We start from the raw sequence: 16,591 nt of genomic DNA, 5'->3' as shown, positions 1-16,591 counted from the left end.
TATATTGACAATTTAAAATTCATTGATATTATAACTAAATAAAAAGGCGTAATGTTATAAGCTTAAAAAACACTACATATCTACGTCTAATTGGTCAAATAAAAACGAATATTTATGAATAAGTTTTTCCGTAAAATCTTTTGAGTTTAAAGCACCACCATGGCCAGAACCTTCAATAACATGCATAAGAAACAAAGATTCTTTACTTGCTTTCTCTTGTAATGTTGCTAAAAACTTGTAAGAATGCAGAGGTGGTACTCTATCATCTGCTGCACCAGTAATCAGTAAAAGATTAGGATATTTTACACCTTCTTTTATATTATGTAAAGGCGAATAAGACTTTAAATTTTTATAATCTAGTTCATTACTGGTTACGCCATATTCAGAAATATTTGTATTTACAGAACCAACTGTAAAATTCTCCATTCTCAACATATCATAAGGACCTGCTTCTGCTATAGCAGCTTTAAATAGTTCTGGTCTTTGCGTAATAGCAGCACCTACAATTAATGCACCATGAGAACCTCCACTAATTGCCAGTTTATTACTATTGGTATATTTTTCTTCAACAAGATATTCTGCTGCTGCAATAAAATCATCTATTGTATTTTGTTTATTTAATCGTCTACCTGCTAAACTCCACTCACTACCATTAGCTCCTCCTCCTCTAATATTTGGTACTGCATAAACTCCACCATGCAATAACCAAAGCGTTAAAGACTCATTAAAAGAAGGCACAATAGTAGTTCCGTAGCCACCATAACCATAGATTAAAGTTGGGTTATTACCATCTAAAACAGTTTCTTTAGCACACGTAATATACATTGGTATTTCTGTACCATCCTTAGATTTATATTTTACATATCTCGTTTCTAATTTTTCTGCATCATAAGGCACACTAATCACTTGAGCTGGCTTAAACGTTAAATCTGACAGCGATAACTGATACCAAATTTTCGGGTGAAAAAAAGAGGATAAACTAAAATCTGTATGTGTAGCACTATCATTATTTTCGTAAAAGTTTTTTACCTCTTTCCCTTCCGGAAAATCTATTGTTCTTAATAATTTGCCTTCCATGTCAAAAATTAAAACCATATTTTTTCCATTATCCGAATAGATACATGCAATTTTCCCTTTTCCTAATTTATTAACGTTGGTTAGTCGAGAATCATATTCTGGTATTAACTCTATAACTTTATTTAACTGTGTAATATCAGCTTGCAAAACTCTTCCATTTCCAGAATCCCAATTTGTACTCAAAATGACGTTATCACCTTCTAGTAATTCAACCTTTACGTAAATCTTTTTAGAGTCTGGATATAACAAAAACTTAGATAAAAAAATTGATTCAGGATTTATATATGCTACTGATAAAGCTTTGTAAGACTTACCTCTAACATTATAAAAATGTCTAAAAAACACTTTATCATTTAATTCAAAATATGAAAACAGATTGGTACCCGTTAAATCTGGGTTTTCATATATCATTGTATCCTCAGATTGTTTAGTACCTAGTTTATGATAAAATAATTTTTGTCCTTTTGCTTTGTCCAATAATTCTCTACCTTCAATAGCTTTTTCATAAGCATCATAAATTACATCCCTTTCTTTCCAAATTAAATTACTCGTAGCTCTAAAATTTTCTAATTTTTCATCGAATAATTTTCCTGTTAATAAATCGAAAAAATATATTTCGTGCCAATCACTTCCATTATGTGAAATTTCAACTGCAATTAGATCAAAATCTTCATTAAGATATTCATCTACAATACTTACATTATCATCTTTATTTTTTCTAAAGTCCTTTATATTAATTAAACTTTTATAATTCTTTTGTCCCCTTAAACGGTATAATAAATCCGCTGAACGTTTTGATGAACTTCTTCTATATTTATATTGATATTTTGTTTTTAAACTATCTGCTTGTTTTTGGTAAGTTTCTTTTTCAGAAACTCTAGTATCATAATACATAGAACCCAACTGACTTCTCAAAGTCCATCTATGCAGATATTTATTTCCTTGTTTGTTAGTTAATCTTTGTTCTTCTGCTAACCATTCTTCTAATCTTGGGTCGGCAGGATTTTCCATCCATTGGTAAGGGTCTTCTATACTTTCACCAAAATAAGTATCTACAAATGAACCTTTTGAAACTTCAGGATATTTGTATGTTTTTTGAGAAAAACTATAAAATGAAAATAAAAATATGAGTGCACAGGATAAAAAAAACTTCATTTCTAATTTATTAAATTTGATTGTTAAATATAACTCTATTTTTGACTCTTTAAAACTTAATTTATGCAACTCGTATTCGCTACAAATAATTTAAATAAACTAAAAGAAGTACAAGCAATTGTACCTTCTCATATTAAGCTATTAAGCTTAAAAGATATTGGATGCATTGAGGATATTCCTGAGACGCAACCAACTATAAAAGGTAATGCAATACAAAAAGCAGAATATCTCAAAAAACATTATAACTATGACTGTTTTGCAGATGATACAGGCTTGGAAGTAGAAGCACTTAATGGCGAACCTGGTGTTTACTCTGCTCGTTATGCTGGACCTCAGCGCAATGCAGAAGATAATACGAATAAACTTCTTAATCAGTTAAAAGATAAATCCAACCGAAACGCACAATTTAAAACGGTAATTGCTTTATATCTCAATGGAGAACTACACACATTTACAGGTATTTGTAAAGGAGAAATTACTCAAGAAAAACATGGTGAAGGTGGTTTTGGATACGATCCTGTTTTTAAAGCAGAAGGCTACAAAAAAACATTCGCAGAAATAACACTTAAAGAAAAAAATAAAATTGGACATCGCGGAAAAGCCGTTGCTCAACTTATAGAATTCCTTAATAAATAGTGGATATTTCAGAATATATTGTTAAAACTTTTTTTATTACTAACCGATTGTTTAGTTTTGTGGGTAACTAGAAATAATGGCACGCAAAAAACAGTATAACGAAGACGAAGTATTAGAAAAAGCTATGCACCTTTTTTGGAAAAATGGCTATGAAGCTACCTCTATGCAAATGCTCGAAAAAGAAATGGGCATTAATAAGTTTTCTATATATTCTAGTTTTGGCAATAAGCACAGTTTATTTTTAGAAAGTTTAAAGCAATATAAATCTAGAGTAAATTCAACTTTTGAAAAATTTAAAAAAGGCACTAATGGTATTGAAGATATTAAACAATTTTTCTACGATTCTGTAAGTTCTAATTTTAATGACGACAATTTAAAAGGGTGCTTTGTAACCAATACATATAATGAGTTTTCTGAAACAGAAGACGAATTAATAAAGGAACAAATGAACATTTTTATGACTAATTTAAAGCAAATTATCATAGAAAAATTAAAAATGGATACCTCTAAAAATGAAGAAACTATTTTAAGGCAAGCTAACTATTTGTTATTAGCAAAACATGGTTTAGCTGCGGCATCGAGAGTAAATACAAAACAAGAAATTGAAGACTATATTGAACTAACCTTTAAAAACCTTTAACCATTTTTTTTACACAATAACTAAACGAACGTTTAGAAATAATTAACAAATAAATTAAAAAGAAAAATTATGACTACATTAAAAATTCACAACATTGAATCGGCTCCATCAGAAGCAAAACCTTTACTAGAAAACTCTCAAAAAGCTTACGGAATGATTCCTGGCTTACATGGCGTTTTAGCAGGTTCACCACAACTTTTACAAGCATATCAGACATTACATGAGTTATTCACTCAATCTTCATTCAACGAAGAAGAATTAACTGTTGTATGGCAAGCTATTAATGTAGAGCACGCATGTCATTACTGTGTGCCAGCCCATACAGGCATTGCCAAAATGATGAAAGTTGATGATAGTATTACTGAAGCATTACGTAATGAAACACCTTTAGCAGATTCTAAACTAGAAGCCTTACGTACAATGACATTAACTATTGTTAGAAATCGTGGTAATGTTTCTAAAACAGATTTAGACACCTTCTATGCAGCTGGTTATGAAGAAAAGCACGTATTAGATATCATATTAGGCTTATCTCAAAAAACAATTAGTAATTACACAAATCATATTGCAAACACACCTGTAGATGATGCATTTAAAAAATTTGCATGGTCTAAAGAAACTGTGAATTCTTAGTTACTAGTAAGAATCACATTTTGATTGATTGCTTTAAACCTTCCATTTATATGGAAGGTTTTTATTTTTACTCCTTTTAAGATGTCATTTTACATTACCGTATATAAAATTTTTAGTTATAACAACCCTAAAGCTTTGTTTAAAAACAAATTACCGTTTAATTCTGTACTATTTGACAATATGCTTTCAAAAAACTAACTTCGCTTTTTGTCTTAAGTTCATTATGGAAACCGACTTTTATCAGCAAAAGTCAGCCATCTTAAAAACACACCGAATGAAAATCATAAAATTACTAAGCATTTTTGTATTCTTTATAAACTTTAATTTAAATGCTCAGTTTGGTTCTCCAATCATAATTGATGATAGTTTTTCAATTAACAAAAGAAATATTGTAACCTTTGATGTAGATAATGATGGCAAAAAAGATATTATATTAAGTAGTTTTTCTAACAATATAGTTTGGTACAAAAATTTAGGAACTAGTTTTTCTGCTTCACAAAGTATTACATCAACATTTACAACACCTTACCATTTAGATTTTGGAGATGTAAATGGAGATGGATATATAGATTTACTTGCAACTAATAATAATGATAACAATAGTAGTGTAAGTGTTTTTATTAATAATAACGGAGGTTTAACTTGGTCCGAAATTGTACTAAATAGCAATTTACCACTTGGAGCCTTCAAATCTTTCCTTATAGATGTAGAAAATGATGGAGATCTAGACATTGTTACCAATAGTGATACTAAAATCACTATGTGTAAAAATGATGGTGCTGGCGTTTTTACAGCACCAATTCTAATTGAAAGTGCTACCGAGTATTATTCTATGACTGTTGCTGACTTTAACGGAAATGGTTTTAAGGATTTAATTCTTAATACTGGTACGTTTGGTATGGAATTATTCACCAACAATACATCAGGATCTTTTAATTCACCAACAGTTCTTATTAATGATGGTATTCGTTTATTTCTAAGCTCTTTTGATATTGACAATGATGGAGACATCGATGTTATATCTGGTAACCCTTTAGCTAACCAAGGTATAGACTTTTTTAATAATAATTTAAATACATTTAATAAGATATTTACAGTTTCTCAAATTAATAATGTGGATGTACCGTTATCACAATTTCATCATTCTAAATTAAATACAGACGCTTTTTATGATATACTTTATATTGATAATAACGACGCTAACCTATATTGGAAAGCGAATAACCAATCTGGTGTATTTGGCAATTCAATATTAATAGATGATTCCTTTGTTTATAAAATTGTTTATTCAGATGATTTAGACAATGATGGAGATAATGATATTATTTGGCTCGGATTAAACTCTACAACTAATTTGTTTAACTTAGGATACATAACTAATGAAAGTCCTTTAAGTGTTGAAACTTATAATAATGAAAATGAAATAAACATTTATCCAAATCCAACATCTAATAGTATTTCTGTAAATACTGATGTCATAGAAATAACTATCTTTAATACCGTTGGACAAATAATTACTAGTGCTAACCAAAATACAGTAGATGTAAGTAATCTTGAAGCAGGTATGTATTTTATGCAGATACAATCAAAAAAGAATCTTTATAAAACTATAAAATTTTATAAAATATAATACTACCATTCACAGAGCAATAATCAAATACTTCAAAAAAATAACCAAAAGACAACAGGCAGATTTATTTACTATTTAAAATAAAACAATACCAAGCCAATCAAAGAACTAAGAAACTATAAAATAATATGAAAAGAAAAATATTTCAATTACTTCTCTTACAAGTATTAATAACTAGCTGTATTAATGAATCGGCAACCAAAACTCCTACAATACAAGAAATACAAAATGAAACACCAGAAGTACTTGATGATGAATCAAACTATAAGAGTGTTTCATTCTCTAAAAGATATGATTCTGATATAATCTCTCAGTTATATAAAGAAGCTATGGACAAGAACGCTAATCTAGAAAAACTTCACAAAGAAATCATTAAAATGGGTGAAATAGAAAATGATAGTATTTCTGAGTACTCTCAATATGTAAGCGTTAATGCCAGATATTTTGCAAATGCCAAAACTTATGCTAATAGAATTAAAGATTCTACTCTTAAAGAATCAACAATAGCCGCATTTAATACTATAGAAACCAATTACAAAAAGAAAATTGAAGCTTTAGCAGAAAAACAAAAAATAATCACAGAAAAATCAAAAGCCTTAGACGACCAATTAATTTTAATGAAACTATACGTAACTGAGTCGATGATTAGAAATTATCAAAATAACGAGAAACCCGATATTAAAAGATTAGAAAATATTATTAAAAAATATGATAGCTTAATAAAAGCATCTGAAAAATTCATTCACGTAAAATAGAAATCGCGGAATCCCATAAATACATAAATTTTCCGCGAGTTATAATTAAAAAAAAAGAATCTATTTCAATATAAAACGATGAGATAAATACACTCAAATTCTTCAAATAAAACAAAAATTGTTTATTAAATAAATTAACCTACCTTTGCACCTTGCAAAAAAAATCCATTGTTAGGATTTTTATATTCCTCAGAGTGAGGATGTGTTACCTAGAAGTTTTAGTGTTTAGTATGTCGATTCGCTTCTCTTGTAACACCAACAGAACATAATCGAATACATAAAAACTCAAGAATGAGCACATTCCAAGAATTAGGTCTTAATGAAGACCTACTTAACGCAATTACGGATTTAGGTTTTGTAAAACCTAGTGAAGTACAAGAAAAAGCAATTCCACTTTTATTAGAAGAAGACAAAGACTTAGTAGCTTTGGCACAAACTGGTACTGGTAAAACAGCAGCCTTTGGTTTCCCAATGTTACAAAAAATAGATATTGATAGTAGAACCACGCAAGGTTTAATCTTATCACCTACTCGCGAGCTTTGTTTGCAAATTACAAACGAATTAAAAAACTACGGAAAGTATTGTAAAGGTTTAAATGTAGTTGCCATTTATGGTGGTTCTAGTATTTCTGACCAAGCAAGAGCTGTAAAACGTGGAGCACAAATTATTGTAGCAACTCCTGGTCGTATGAAAGATATGATTAGCCGTAGAATGGTTGATATTTCTAAAATTCAATACAGTGTTTTAGATGAAGCTGATGAAATGTTAAACATGGGATTCTATGAAGATATCACCGACATTTTATCGCACACACCAGAAGATAAAAGTACATGGTTGTTCTCAGCAACGATGCCAAAAGAGGTGTCTACAATTGCTAAGAAATTTATGTACGACCCAACTGAAATTACTGTTGGTAATAAAAATGAAAGTACAAGTAATGTATCTCACGAGTATTATTTAGTTAATGCCAGAGACCGTTACCAAGCCTTAAAACGTTTAGCAGACGCAAACCCAGATATTTTTTCTGTAATTTTCTGTAGAACTAAAAGAGATACTCAAAAGGTTGCAGAAAACTTAATTGAAGATGGTTATTCTGCTGGAGCGCTACATGGTGATTTAAGCCAAAATCAACGAGATTTGGTAATGAAATCCTTTAGAAACAACCAAATACAAATGCTAGTTGCAACAGATGTTGCTGCGCGTGGTATTGATGTAGATGATATTACACACGTCATTAATTACCAATTACCAGATGAAATTGAAACCTACACACACCGATCTGGTAGAACAGGACGTGCTGGTAAAACAGGTGTTTCTATGGTAATCGTTTCTAAAAGTGAAGTTAGAAAGATAAAAAGTATTGAACGTATCATTAAAAAACAGTTTGAGAAAAAAGACATTCCTTCTGGTACTGATATTGTAGAAGTACAATTAATGTCTTTAGCTAACAAAATTCATACTACAGAAACTAATCACGAAATAGATAAGCATTTAGATAGTATTAACGAGCTATTTGCCGATACAGATAAAGATGAATTAATTAAAAAATTCTTCTCAGTAGAGTTTAACCGCTTCTTTAATTATTATCAAAAATCAAAAGATTTAAGTGTTGTAGAATCTCGTGGAGATAGAGATGGTGGACGCGATTACGGAAAACAATCTAACGACACACGTTACTTTATAAATGTAGGTAGCAAAGACGGTTTTGATTGGATGAAGTTGAAAGATTTCTTAAAAGAACAATTAGAATTAGGACGCGATGATGTCTTTAAAGTTGATGTAAAAGAAAGTTTCTCTTTCTTTAATACAGAAAAAGCATTACAAGAAAAAGTGTTAGCATTCTTTACAGACTTTAAATACGAAGGTCGATTTGTAAACGTAGAAGTGAGCGAAAACAGAGGTGGTGGCAGAAGTGGCGGCAGAAGCCGTGGACGTAATGACAGACGTTCTGGTGCAAGCGGAAACCGAAGAAGAGATGATAAACGAGAAAGACGTTCTAATGACAGACGTTCTTCAGGAGGTTCTGGTAACCGAAGTGATAGACGCGGTAGACGCTCAGACGACTCAAGAACTAGTGACAGAAGTGATAGAAAATTTAATGACTCTAGAGGTGATAGACGTCCCGAGTCTAGCAGTACTGGTTCAGACAGACCAAGACGTTCTAGAAGAAGAGATTAAAATGTCGCTTATATAATAATTTTATTCCTATAAAATTATAAAGACCCATACAAAATCCAAAACTTGAAGAATTACTTTAGGTTTTGGATTTTTATTTTTCTCGTACTCTGAAACTAAAGATTGTTAATTTTAAGTCAAAAATAAAGGTGCAATATGTTAAATCCGTTTTGTTTATTACCTTTACCGAGTAACACACGTACATGCGACATTTATTAATTCTATTTTTATGTTTAACTACAGTTCAAAGCTATAGTCAAGACACTACATCTACAAAGACACCAACTACAGTAAAAGGAACGTTGGTTAGTGCATCTACATCACTTCCATTAAGTGAAGCCAATATTGTAAACATTAATCAGGTTATAGGTACAGCATCTAATGATGCTGGTGAATTTGAAATTAAAGCTAAAGTTAACGACACACTACATTTATCGTATATAGGTTACAAATCTATTAAAGTGCGTGTAACTAATGACTGGTTGAAATTTGGAGGTACAGAAATTCAAATGACAGAATTAGCCTTAGCATTAGAAGAAGTTACCGTGAAACAATTAGAATTAACTGGTTACTTAGAGGTAGACATGGAACAAATTCCGGTAACATCAAATAATCGTTATCGTATTTCTGGCTTACCTGGCCAAGGTTATGAAGCCGGCAAACCAAATATAGCAACAAAAGTTTTAGGTGCCATTTTTAATCCTGCAGATTTCTTATACAATATGTTTGGCAAAAAGCCCAACGAAATGCATAAGTTAAAGAAAATGAAGGAGGATGATGAAATTAGAAACCAATTAGCAAAACGTTTTGATAGAGAAATGTTATTGGTATTACTGCAAGTTACAAAATACGATTTAGACGAAATAGTGAATCAATGTGACTATTCTAAAGACTTTATAAACACGGCTAACGATCTTCAAATTTTAGATGCTATTAGTGAATGTTACGAAGAATATAAAGTAATTAAACGCAGTAAAGAGCGAAAAAACAAAAAAAACTAAATTGAAATTTAAAAACCATTATTGTAAGGTTTGAAACCTTTCTACAATGGCATCGTAATCCTTTAGAGTTTTTTTTATCCAATCAAATCGTTTCTCAATAATCTCTTCTTCTGTTAATTTCCAATCTATTTCAGATTTTCTTAATTGAGCCGTTACATGCTGTAGAATAATCGCGGCAGACACAGAGATATTTAAGCTTTCTGTAAAACCAACCATCGGAATTTTTAAGTAACAATCGGCTTCCTCTAATACGTGTTGCGATAAACCTTCTGTTTCTCTTCCAAAGAAAAAACAAGACTTTTTAGTTATATCAAAATCAATCAATTCACAATCATCTCTATGAGGTGTAGTTGCTACTATTTGGTAACCTTTAGTTCTTAGGTCACTAATGCAATCTTTAGTAGAATGATATCTATTTAAGTCTACCCATTTCTGCGCTCCCATTGCAATTTCTCTATCAATACTTTTAGAGTTTACTTCTTCTACAATGTTTAATTCTTGAATTCCGAACACATCACAAGAGCGCATTACGGCACTAGTATTATGCAATTGATACACATCTTCTGTTGCTACTGTAAAATGTTTTGTTCTTAATGGCAGTACCTTTTTAAAACGCTCTCTCCTATTTCCTGTTAAAAATGTTTCTAAATATTCTAATAGTTTTAAGTCTTGCATAATTCAAAAATACAAAATGTCATTCAATGCGTAGCGAAGATTTTTATTACATATAGATTTTGAAATCAACATATTTACTTCAAAATAATTCAAAATATAGTATTTTTAATCTATGAAAAAACACATTGTTGTACTAACTGGAGCTGGCATGAGTGCCGAGAGTGGTGTAAAAACCTTTAGAGATCACGATGGATTATGGGAAGGCCATGATGTTATGGAAGTAGCATCTCCTCAAGGCTTTGCCAGAAACCCTAAATTGGTTTTAGATTTTTATAATCAAAGACGAAAACAACTTAAAGAGGTGCAACCTAACCAAGCACACAAAGATTTGGCTAAGCTTGAAAATCATTTTAAAGTAACCATTGTCACCCAAAATGTAGATGATTTACATGAACGCGCTGGTAGCAGCGATGTGGTGCATCTTCATGGTGAATTACTAAAAATAAGAAGCACAAAAAATTATAATGATATAAAAACTTGGACCGAAGATTTAAACCTTGGTGATTTATGCGATAACGGCTATCAATTACGTCCTCATATTGTGTGGTTTGGAGAAGATGTTCCAGAAATAGAAACAGCAGTTAAAATTTGCTATGCAGCAGATATCTTAATAATCATAGGCACAAGTATGCAAGTATATCCTGCAGCTAGTTTAATTAATTATGTACAACCAGATACTTCTATTTTTTATATAGACCCAAAACCTGCAATTAAAAGTGGCGGAAAGATAACTGTAATACCAAAATCTGCTACCGAAGGTTTGAAGGAGTTGATGGACATTTTAAAATAAAACGTATGCCATAAACACCTAACTAATCATCTTTAGTTAACTTAAAAAAGTCATTAACTGGTTTGCCAAATAATGCAGATAATTTTAACGCTAATACTGTAGAAGGCACATAACGATTAGCTTCTATAGAGTTTATAGTCTGCCGAGATACACCTATTTTTTTTGCCAAATCATCTTGTGTTAGATTTAAAATAGCACGTTCTACCTTTATGGTGTTTTCCATTATCTAAACCGTTTTAAATTATGATAAAACATAAGCTGAATCATTAACATAAATAATAATACTTGAAAATCTCCTAAATCTTTAAAGGCTTCACCACCAGAATGCACTAAATTAGACACACCATATTCTACATAAGGCATTATCAAAGCATAAATTACACCTACGACAAAAGCAATAGCATAAGATTGTGCTCGCAACGCAATAGTCATCTCATCCTCTACTTTATCCTTAGACATGGACATAATAAGCATGCCAACTAAAAGTGTTTTTTGTAAGAGTTGTTTCAACCATTCAACCTCGTTATCCAATGCAAAAGCACGCACAAACATACCAACAATAGATACTATTACAATAGCAACACCAATAGTCATAAAACGATGAGACAACCTAAATTTAATTAATTTTTGAAAGCGTTTACGCTCACAGTTAATAATTCTTTCCGTATTCATAATTGACAAATTTTCTTTATATTAAGGAAAACATATTTTCCTATATGTCAAATATACTTTACATTTAAACATAAACCAAATTATTAATTAAAATATTCTTTGGGATTATTTTGTTTAATCACGACGTAACAGAAACAGTTTATAAATAAAAATCACTGTAACATTACTAAAAGAAAACTATCTTAATAACAAAATACAACTATGTGCAAATTTATTATCCTTTTGTTTTCCATTCTTATTTTACAATCTTGTAAAGAAACTAAAATATCATATTTAGAGCAAAACAGATTTGATCTGACATCACAAGACTTTGATTTTCCTGAAAAAGATTTTAATATATTAGGGTTTGGTGCTTATCATGGAAGTGCCAAAACTGAAGATGTAGAAATAAAACTACTTCATGCGCTAACTAAAAACGGAACCATAAAGTATTATTTACCTGAAGTAGATTACAGCACAGCCTATTACTATAATGAATTTTTAGAAACAGGTGACACTGCACTATTAAAGGAGTTAATTATTTATAACGGTTATCACATTACACAAGAAAGAACCATTGAAGTTTACGATAAATGGAAACAAATCAAACATTTAAATGATAGGCTTCCTGAAAACAAAAAACTAAAAATTCTAGGAATTGAATGGATAAGAAACTATAAATATGTTACTAAACATATCGTTGAACTAATAAAAGACCAAAATAACCAACTACAACCTATTAGACGCTTAAAACAAACAATTGCAGCAGATACAACAAACTACAGCATTGATAAACCAAGCTTAGTCAAGCAAAATTTAAAAGATTTAATAACTGATTACGAAAACGATAAAAAACGCTACACTTCAAAAATTGAAAATGTAGAAGTGTTTGAAATGATTCTTAAGAATATTAAACACTCCTTTGAAGAGCAACCAGAACGCGAACAAATCATTTACCATAATTATTTAACCCTTAAATCTGAATACAATTTTAGCAATAACCCTCAGTTTATGCGTGTTGGTTTTTTTCATCTAGAAAAATCTAGAGAAGGCAAAGATGGTTATCCTTCCCTATTTGCAAGATTAGTAGAAAACAAAATTTATCCAAAACAAAAAATCATCTCTGTAATTGGATATTTTACTGACAGCAAAGTTTTTTGGTCAGAACAGTATGACAAAAACGGTGATTATTCTGGTTATTCAATTGAAGCTGGATTTGGTATTGGAGATTATGAAAAAGAATACTTCAGAGGAATTCAAAATTTAAAGAATACAAAACTATCAGATAAAACATTGTTTAGATTAAACCAATCAGATTCACCTTACTTTACAAATGAGCCAGACTTAATAGAAATTATAATGCAAGATGAAGCTTCTAATAGTGAGGCTGTAAAAGGCATGTCGACATTAGATTTTCTAGATTATGCTATTTTAATTTCAGATTCTAAAGCATCAGTTCCTATTTATGAGATGAAATAACACTTATCCATTAAGCTTTGCATGAATTCGTAATCTTAAATAATAGTTAAAAATTTTAAAAACATACCGACTAGTATTTTTTATATTATATTTGTGTATGGAGCAAAAACAAAAATCCGAACTCACAAGACAGTTAATACTCGACGAGTCTTTTAAATTGTTCTATAAAAACGGGTTTAAAACTACAAGTGTAGATAAAATTATGAAGGCGACTAATCTAACCAAAGGTGCTTTTTATCATCACTACAAAAGTAAAAAAGATCTTGGCTTAGAAATTATAAGTTTAAAATTACAAAAACGTGTTTATGATGGCATGATTACGCCATTATATGAAGATGGAAATGCATTATCTATTTTAGAACATACCTTTTCTAATCGACTAAAATCATTTTCTCTATTTGACAAGAAACATGGTTGTCCCATGAATAATTTAATTAATGAAATTGCTGATAAAGAAGAAGCTTACCAAATCGCATTAAAACGAATCATTGAAGAATGGAAAGCTGCTTTAGTTTATATAATAGAACGTGGAAAAAAAGAAAACACTATAAAAAAATCACTTTCTAGTAATGCTATTGCCACTTATTTAATCAGTGCTTTTGAAGGTGTTAGAGGTATTAGAAAATTATATAACGATGATCAGATTTTAGATGATTATATTAATGGGTTTTCTATATATATTAATCAATTAGAAGCATAATTTTTTTAAACAAAAACATACCATTTAGTATGTTTTAAAAGTAAATATGAACAACAATAGGAGAAGTTTTATAAAGAAATCTGCAATCTTAGGATTAGCTGGCGCTACAATACCTCAATTTGGATTTGCAACTAACAATAAAAACGAAAAATATATGGAGAAAACACAGATTAGACCTAAAGTTATATTTTTTGATGTCAATGAAACATTGTTAGACTTAACAGCTATGAAAGAAAGCGTTGGCAAAGTATTAGGCAACCGAAGCGATTTATTACCATTATGGTTTACTACAATGCTGCAATATTCACTGGTTTCAACTGTTGGTAGACAGTATAATGATTTCGGAATAATTGGTTCTGCAGCACTACAAATGGTTGCTGCAAATCATGGTATCACCTTAACAGAAGACGAAGCTAAAGAGGCTATTTTAAAACCCTTACGCTCAATACCTGCACATCCTGAAGTTAAACAGGCTTTATCGGATTTAAAAAAGTCTGGTTACAAGTTAGTTTCATTTACAAATTCATCTAATATAGGTGTAGAAACACAATTTAAAAATGCAGGCTTATTAGATTATTTTGATGAACGCCTAAGCATTGAAGACATCGGAAAATTTAAACCACACACAGATGCCTACGATTGGGCAGCCAGAAAAATGGGCATAAAGCCCAACGAATGTTTATTAGTAGCAGCACACGGTTGGGATATAGCTGGTGCATTATGGGCAAACTGGAGAGGTGCTTTTGTCAGTCGACCTGGTGCACAACAATACCCATTAGCACCTTCTCCAGAAATTGCCGAACCTAATTTAAAACTAATAGCCGAAAAACTAACAGCTCTGAAATAATTCTCATGGAAAAATTAGAAAACAAAGTCATTATAGTTACTGGATCCTCCAGAGGTATTGGTAAAGAAATAGCCATTCAATTAGCAAAAAATGGTGCAACAGTTATTGTTAACTATTCTAACAGTGCTGAAGAAGCAGAAGAAACCATTAATACAATTATAAGTGAAGGCGGGAACGCATTAGCAATAAAAGCAGATGTTAGTGACAAAAAAGATGTAACAAACTTATTCGATAAAACCATTACTACTTATGGTAAAGTAGATGTTTTAATCAATAACGCAGGCATTATGATTTCTAAAACTATTAAAGATAATACAGAAGAAGATTTCACCAAACAATTTGATATTAACGTTAAAGGCATTTTTTACACCTTACAAGAAGCCTATGATAAATTAGCCGACAACGGAAACATTATTAATATATCATCAAGTACTGTAAAATTAATGTTTCCAACGTATGCACTCTACTCTGCTTCTAAAGCTGCTGTAGAACAAATGACACGTGTATTTTCTAAAGAAATAGGACGAGGTATTTCGGTAAATGCATTAGCACCTGGCGCTACAGAAACAGAATTATTTTTAAACGGAAAATCACAAGATTTCATTGATAAACTGAGCAGCATGAATGCTTTTAACCGATTAGCCAAACCTATAGATATAGCTAAAATTGCGGTCTTTTTAGCAAGTGATGACTCTAAATGGATTTCTGGCCAAGTAATAGGAGCAAATGGTGCATTAGTTTAGAACAGTAGCTATAAAAAAATAAAAATTCAATTTTTAAAATAATATATGAAAGCCAACATTTTTACACTTATTCTTTGTGTTGTTTTAGCATCTTGCAACGATACTAAAAAGCCAACTTCAACAGCGCCAGAAATCGTTAAAACAGAAACCATGTCATTTGATAATAAAGGACATGAATTAGTTTACAACCTCACAAAAAAAACTGGAAATTATCAAACACTTCTTAATAAGAAAGATGTTGTTTATACCTACACTTACAAAACACCAGATGGAAAAACAGATAGTTCTACAGAAAAATACATTTTTAATGGTGAACTATCGTATGGTGCTTATAACCAACACGAAAGAACACTACCAAATCTCAAAGGTGTATTAGAACAAGGTTGGGACGGTAACCAATACTGGCTTAAACACAATGGCAACGTTTTAAATAACGAAGCGTATTTAAAAAGAGTCGCTTTTAATAGACCTACAAATTTTTATTGGTTTGCCATGTTTCAAAAACTCTTAGACCCAGGACTAACTTATGAGTATTTAGGAGAAAAAACAATTAACGGAAAAGATTATGAGATTGTAAAAATATCTTTTATTTCAGAGACCGATAAACCAACAGACATCTACCAACTCTACATCAATAAAGAAACAAATTTAGTTGATCAGTTTTTATTTACTGTAGCAGATTTTGGTAAAATGGAAATTCCATTTTTAATGCAGATGGAATACGAAAATATTGATGGAATTTTAATACCGACCAAAAGAAAATATAAACCCTCTAATTGGGAAGCCGAAGTTACAGATCAGCCATGGATTAATGTAAACTGGACAGATATAAAATTTAATAATGGACTGAAGCCAGAAGATTTTAAAGCTTAAAAAAAACACAAAAAACATAAACACCAAGAACTATAACGTTCCGTGCTAAACATATCTACAATATTTGAAAAAGGAAAATTAGAATGCGCATGCCAGATACAACTTTTAGCAACTTAACTAACCCGTTAAAA

Annotated in this window: 17 protein-coding genes; 13 read left to right on the top strand and 4 right to left on the bottom strand. The window is 30.7% G+C overall.

Annotated features, from left to right (window positions below; all coding sequences use genetic code 11):
• Positions 1–72: 72 nt before the first annotated feature.
• Entirely contained in the window at positions 73–2,232 is a 2,160-nt protein-coding gene (locus HNV10_RS12425) for a prolyl oligopeptidase family serine peptidase (RefSeq protein ID WP_173301708.1), read from the bottom strand.
• A 63-nt stretch (positions 2,233–2,295) separates the two neighbouring features.
• On the opposite strand from HNV10_RS12425, the gene HNV10_RS12420 reads away from it, so the two are divergent.
• From HNV10_RS12420 to HNV10_RS12390, 7 genes are all read left to right on the top strand, one after another.
• Positions 2,296–2,868, top strand: coding sequence for a non-canonical purine NTP diphosphatase (locus tag HNV10_RS12420; RefSeq protein WP_173301707.1), 573 nt, complete (start codon positions 2,296–2,298; stop codon positions 2,866–2,868).
• 76 nt (positions 2,869–2,944) lie between these two features.
• Positions 2,945–3,508 carry a TetR/AcrR family transcriptional regulator gene (locus HNV10_RS12415; protein ID WP_173301706.1) on the top strand — a complete coding sequence of 188 codons (564 nt, stop codon included), beginning with the start codon at positions 2,945–2,947 and terminating at the stop codon, positions 3,506–3,508.
• 69 nt (positions 3,509–3,577) lie between these two features.
• Complete coding sequence (locus HNV10_RS12410) at positions 3,578–4,141, top strand: carboxymuconolactone decarboxylase family protein (protein WP_173301705.1); 564 nt, start codon at positions 3,578–3,580, stop codon at positions 4,139–4,141.
• A gap of 274 nt (positions 4,142–4,415) precedes the next feature.
• Positions 4,416–5,771, top strand: a complete 1,356-nt coding sequence (locus HNV10_RS12405; protein WP_173301704.1) for an FG-GAP-like repeat-containing protein — start codon at positions 4,416–4,418, stop codon at positions 5,769–5,771.
• Between the two features lie 128 nt (positions 5,772–5,899).
• A complete protein-coding gene (locus HNV10_RS12400; protein WP_173301703.1) occupies positions 5,900–6,526 on the top strand; it encodes a hypothetical protein in 627 nt (208 codons plus the stop codon).
• A 291-nt stretch (positions 6,527–6,817) separates the two neighbouring features.
• The gene (locus HNV10_RS12395) at positions 6,818–8,704 is read left to right on the top strand and encodes a DEAD/DEAH box helicase (protein WP_173301702.1); all 1,887 of its coding nucleotides are present in this window, start codon (positions 6,818–6,820) and stop codon (positions 8,702–8,704) included.
• Between the two features lie 200 nt (positions 8,705–8,904).
• On the top strand, positions 8,905–9,702 hold the full coding sequence (locus HNV10_RS12390) for a carboxypeptidase-like regulatory domain-containing protein (RefSeq protein WP_173301701.1): 798 nt from the start codon (positions 8,905–8,907) through the stop codon (positions 9,700–9,702).
• 18 nt (positions 9,703–9,720) lie between these two features.
• Here HNV10_RS12390 and HNV10_RS12385 read toward each other — a convergent pair whose 3' ends face one another.
• Complete coding sequence (locus tag HNV10_RS12385) at positions 9,721–10,377, bottom strand: TrmH family RNA methyltransferase (RefSeq protein WP_173301700.1); 657 nt, start codon at positions 10,375–10,377, stop codon at positions 9,721–9,723.
• Between the two features lie 112 nt (positions 10,378–10,489).
• Here HNV10_RS12385 and HNV10_RS12380 point away from each other — a divergent pair, with 112 nt between their 5' ends.
• Positions 10,490–11,167: an SIR2 family NAD-dependent protein deacylase gene (locus tag HNV10_RS12380; protein ID WP_173301699.1), complete on the top strand. Its 678-nt coding sequence runs from the start codon at positions 10,490–10,492 to the stop codon at positions 11,165–11,167.
• Between the two features lie 22 nt (positions 11,168–11,189).
• On the opposite strand, the gene HNV10_RS12375 is transcribed toward HNV10_RS12380, so the two are convergent.
• Positions 11,190–11,390, bottom strand: a complete 201-nt coding sequence (locus HNV10_RS12375) for a helix-turn-helix transcriptional regulator (protein ID WP_173301698.1) — start codon at positions 11,388–11,390, stop codon at positions 11,190–11,192.
• Positions 11,390–11,839 (bottom strand): hypothetical protein, encoded by a 450-nt coding sequence (locus HNV10_RS12370; RefSeq protein ID WP_173301697.1) that lies wholly within the window; start codon positions 11,837–11,839, stop codon positions 11,390–11,392. The genes HNV10_RS12375 and HNV10_RS12370 overlap by 1 nt, the downstream gene beginning before the upstream one ends.
• Positions 11,840–12,040: 201 nt before the next feature.
• On the opposite strand from HNV10_RS12370, the gene HNV10_RS12365 reads away from it, so the two are divergent.
• The 5 genes from HNV10_RS12365 (at position 12,041) to HNV10_RS12345 (ending at position 16,460) form a co-directional block, all read left to right on the top strand.
• Positions 12,041–13,297: a hypothetical protein gene (locus HNV10_RS12365; protein WP_173301696.1), complete on the top strand. Its 1,257-nt coding sequence runs from the start codon at positions 12,041–12,043 to the stop codon at positions 13,295–13,297.
• Positions 13,298–13,394: 97 nt separating this feature from the next.
• Complete coding sequence (locus HNV10_RS12360; RefSeq protein ID WP_173301695.1) at positions 13,395–13,997, top strand: TetR/AcrR family transcriptional regulator; 603 nt, start codon at positions 13,395–13,397, stop codon at positions 13,995–13,997.
• 46 nt (positions 13,998–14,043) lie between these two features.
• Positions 14,044–14,844, top strand: coding sequence for a haloacid dehalogenase type II (locus HNV10_RS12355; protein ID WP_173301694.1), 801 nt, complete (start codon positions 14,044–14,046; stop codon positions 14,842–14,844).
• Positions 14,845–14,849: 5 nt separating this feature from the next.
• The gene (locus HNV10_RS12350; RefSeq protein WP_173301693.1) at positions 14,850–15,587 is read left to right on the top strand and encodes an SDR family oxidoreductase; all 738 of its coding nucleotides are present in this window, start codon (positions 14,850–14,852) and stop codon (positions 15,585–15,587) included.
• A gap of 45 nt (positions 15,588–15,632) precedes the next feature.
• Complete coding sequence (locus HNV10_RS12345; protein ID WP_173301692.1) at positions 15,633–16,460, top strand: DUF6503 family protein; 828 nt, start codon at positions 15,633–15,635, stop codon at positions 16,458–16,460.
• The last annotated feature ends 131 nt before the right edge of the window (positions 16,461–16,591 follow it).

This window comes from Winogradskyella litoriviva (genome assembly GCF_013249065.1).
Taxonomy (GTDB): domain Bacteria; phylum Bacteroidota; class Bacteroidia; order Flavobacteriales; family Flavobacteriaceae; genus Winogradskyella; species Winogradskyella litoriviva.
The sequence above is the reverse complement of the archived record's forward strand: the minus strand, read 5'-3'. Positions and strand labels throughout refer to the sequence as shown.

Bases quoted from the DNA above. Each gene is read 5' to 3' on its own strand.
- HNV10_RS12425 (WP_173301708.1), bottom strand. From the start codon at position 2,232: ATGAAGTTTTTTTTATCCTGTGCACTCATATTTTTATTTTCATTTTAT.
- HNV10_RS12420 (WP_173301707.1), top strand. From the start codon at position 2,296: ATGCAACTCGTATTCGCTACAAATAATTTAAATAAACTAAAAGAAGTA.
- HNV10_RS12415 (WP_173301706.1), top strand. From the start codon at position 2,945: ATGGCACGCAAAAAACAGTATAACGAAGACGAAGTATTAGAAAAAGCT.
- HNV10_RS12410 (WP_173301705.1), top strand. From the start codon at position 3,578: ATGACTACATTAAAAATTCACAACATTGAATCGGCTCCATCAGAAGCA.
- HNV10_RS12405 (WP_173301704.1), top strand. From the start codon at position 4,416: ATGAAAATCATAAAATTACTAAGCATTTTTGTATTCTTTATAAACTTT.
- HNV10_RS12400 (WP_173301703.1), top strand. From the start codon at position 5,900: ATGAAAAGAAAAATATTTCAATTACTTCTCTTACAAGTATTAATAACT.
- HNV10_RS12395 (WP_173301702.1), top strand. From the start codon at position 6,818: ATGAGCACATTCCAAGAATTAGGTCTTAATGAAGACCTACTTAACGCA.
- HNV10_RS12390 (WP_173301701.1), top strand. From the start codon at position 8,905: ATGCGACATTTATTAATTCTATTTTTATGTTTAACTACAGTTCAAAGC.
- HNV10_RS12385 (WP_173301700.1), bottom strand. From the start codon at position 10,377: ATGCAAGACTTAAAACTATTAGAATATTTAGAAACATTTTTAACAGGA.
- HNV10_RS12380 (WP_173301699.1), top strand. From the start codon at position 10,490: ATGAAAAAACACATTGTTGTACTAACTGGAGCTGGCATGAGTGCCGAG.
- HNV10_RS12375 (WP_173301698.1), bottom strand. From the start codon at position 11,390: ATGGAAAACACCATAAAGGTAGAACGTGCTATTTTAAATCTAACACAA.
- HNV10_RS12370 (WP_173301697.1), bottom strand. From the start codon at position 11,839: ATGAATACGGAAAGAATTATTAACTGTGAGCGTAAACGCTTTCAAAAA.
- HNV10_RS12365 (WP_173301696.1), top strand. From the start codon at position 12,041: ATGTGCAAATTTATTATCCTTTTGTTTTCCATTCTTATTTTACAATCT.
- HNV10_RS12360 (WP_173301695.1), top strand. From the start codon at position 13,395: ATGGAGCAAAAACAAAAATCCGAACTCACAAGACAGTTAATACTCGAC.
- HNV10_RS12355 (WP_173301694.1), top strand. From the start codon at position 14,044: ATGAACAACAATAGGAGAAGTTTTATAAAGAAATCTGCAATCTTAGGA.
- HNV10_RS12350 (WP_173301693.1), top strand. From the start codon at position 14,850: ATGGAAAAATTAGAAAACAAAGTCATTATAGTTACTGGATCCTCCAGA.
- HNV10_RS12345 (WP_173301692.1), top strand. From the start codon at position 15,633: ATGAAAGCCAACATTTTTACACTTATTCTTTGTGTTGTTTTAGCATCT.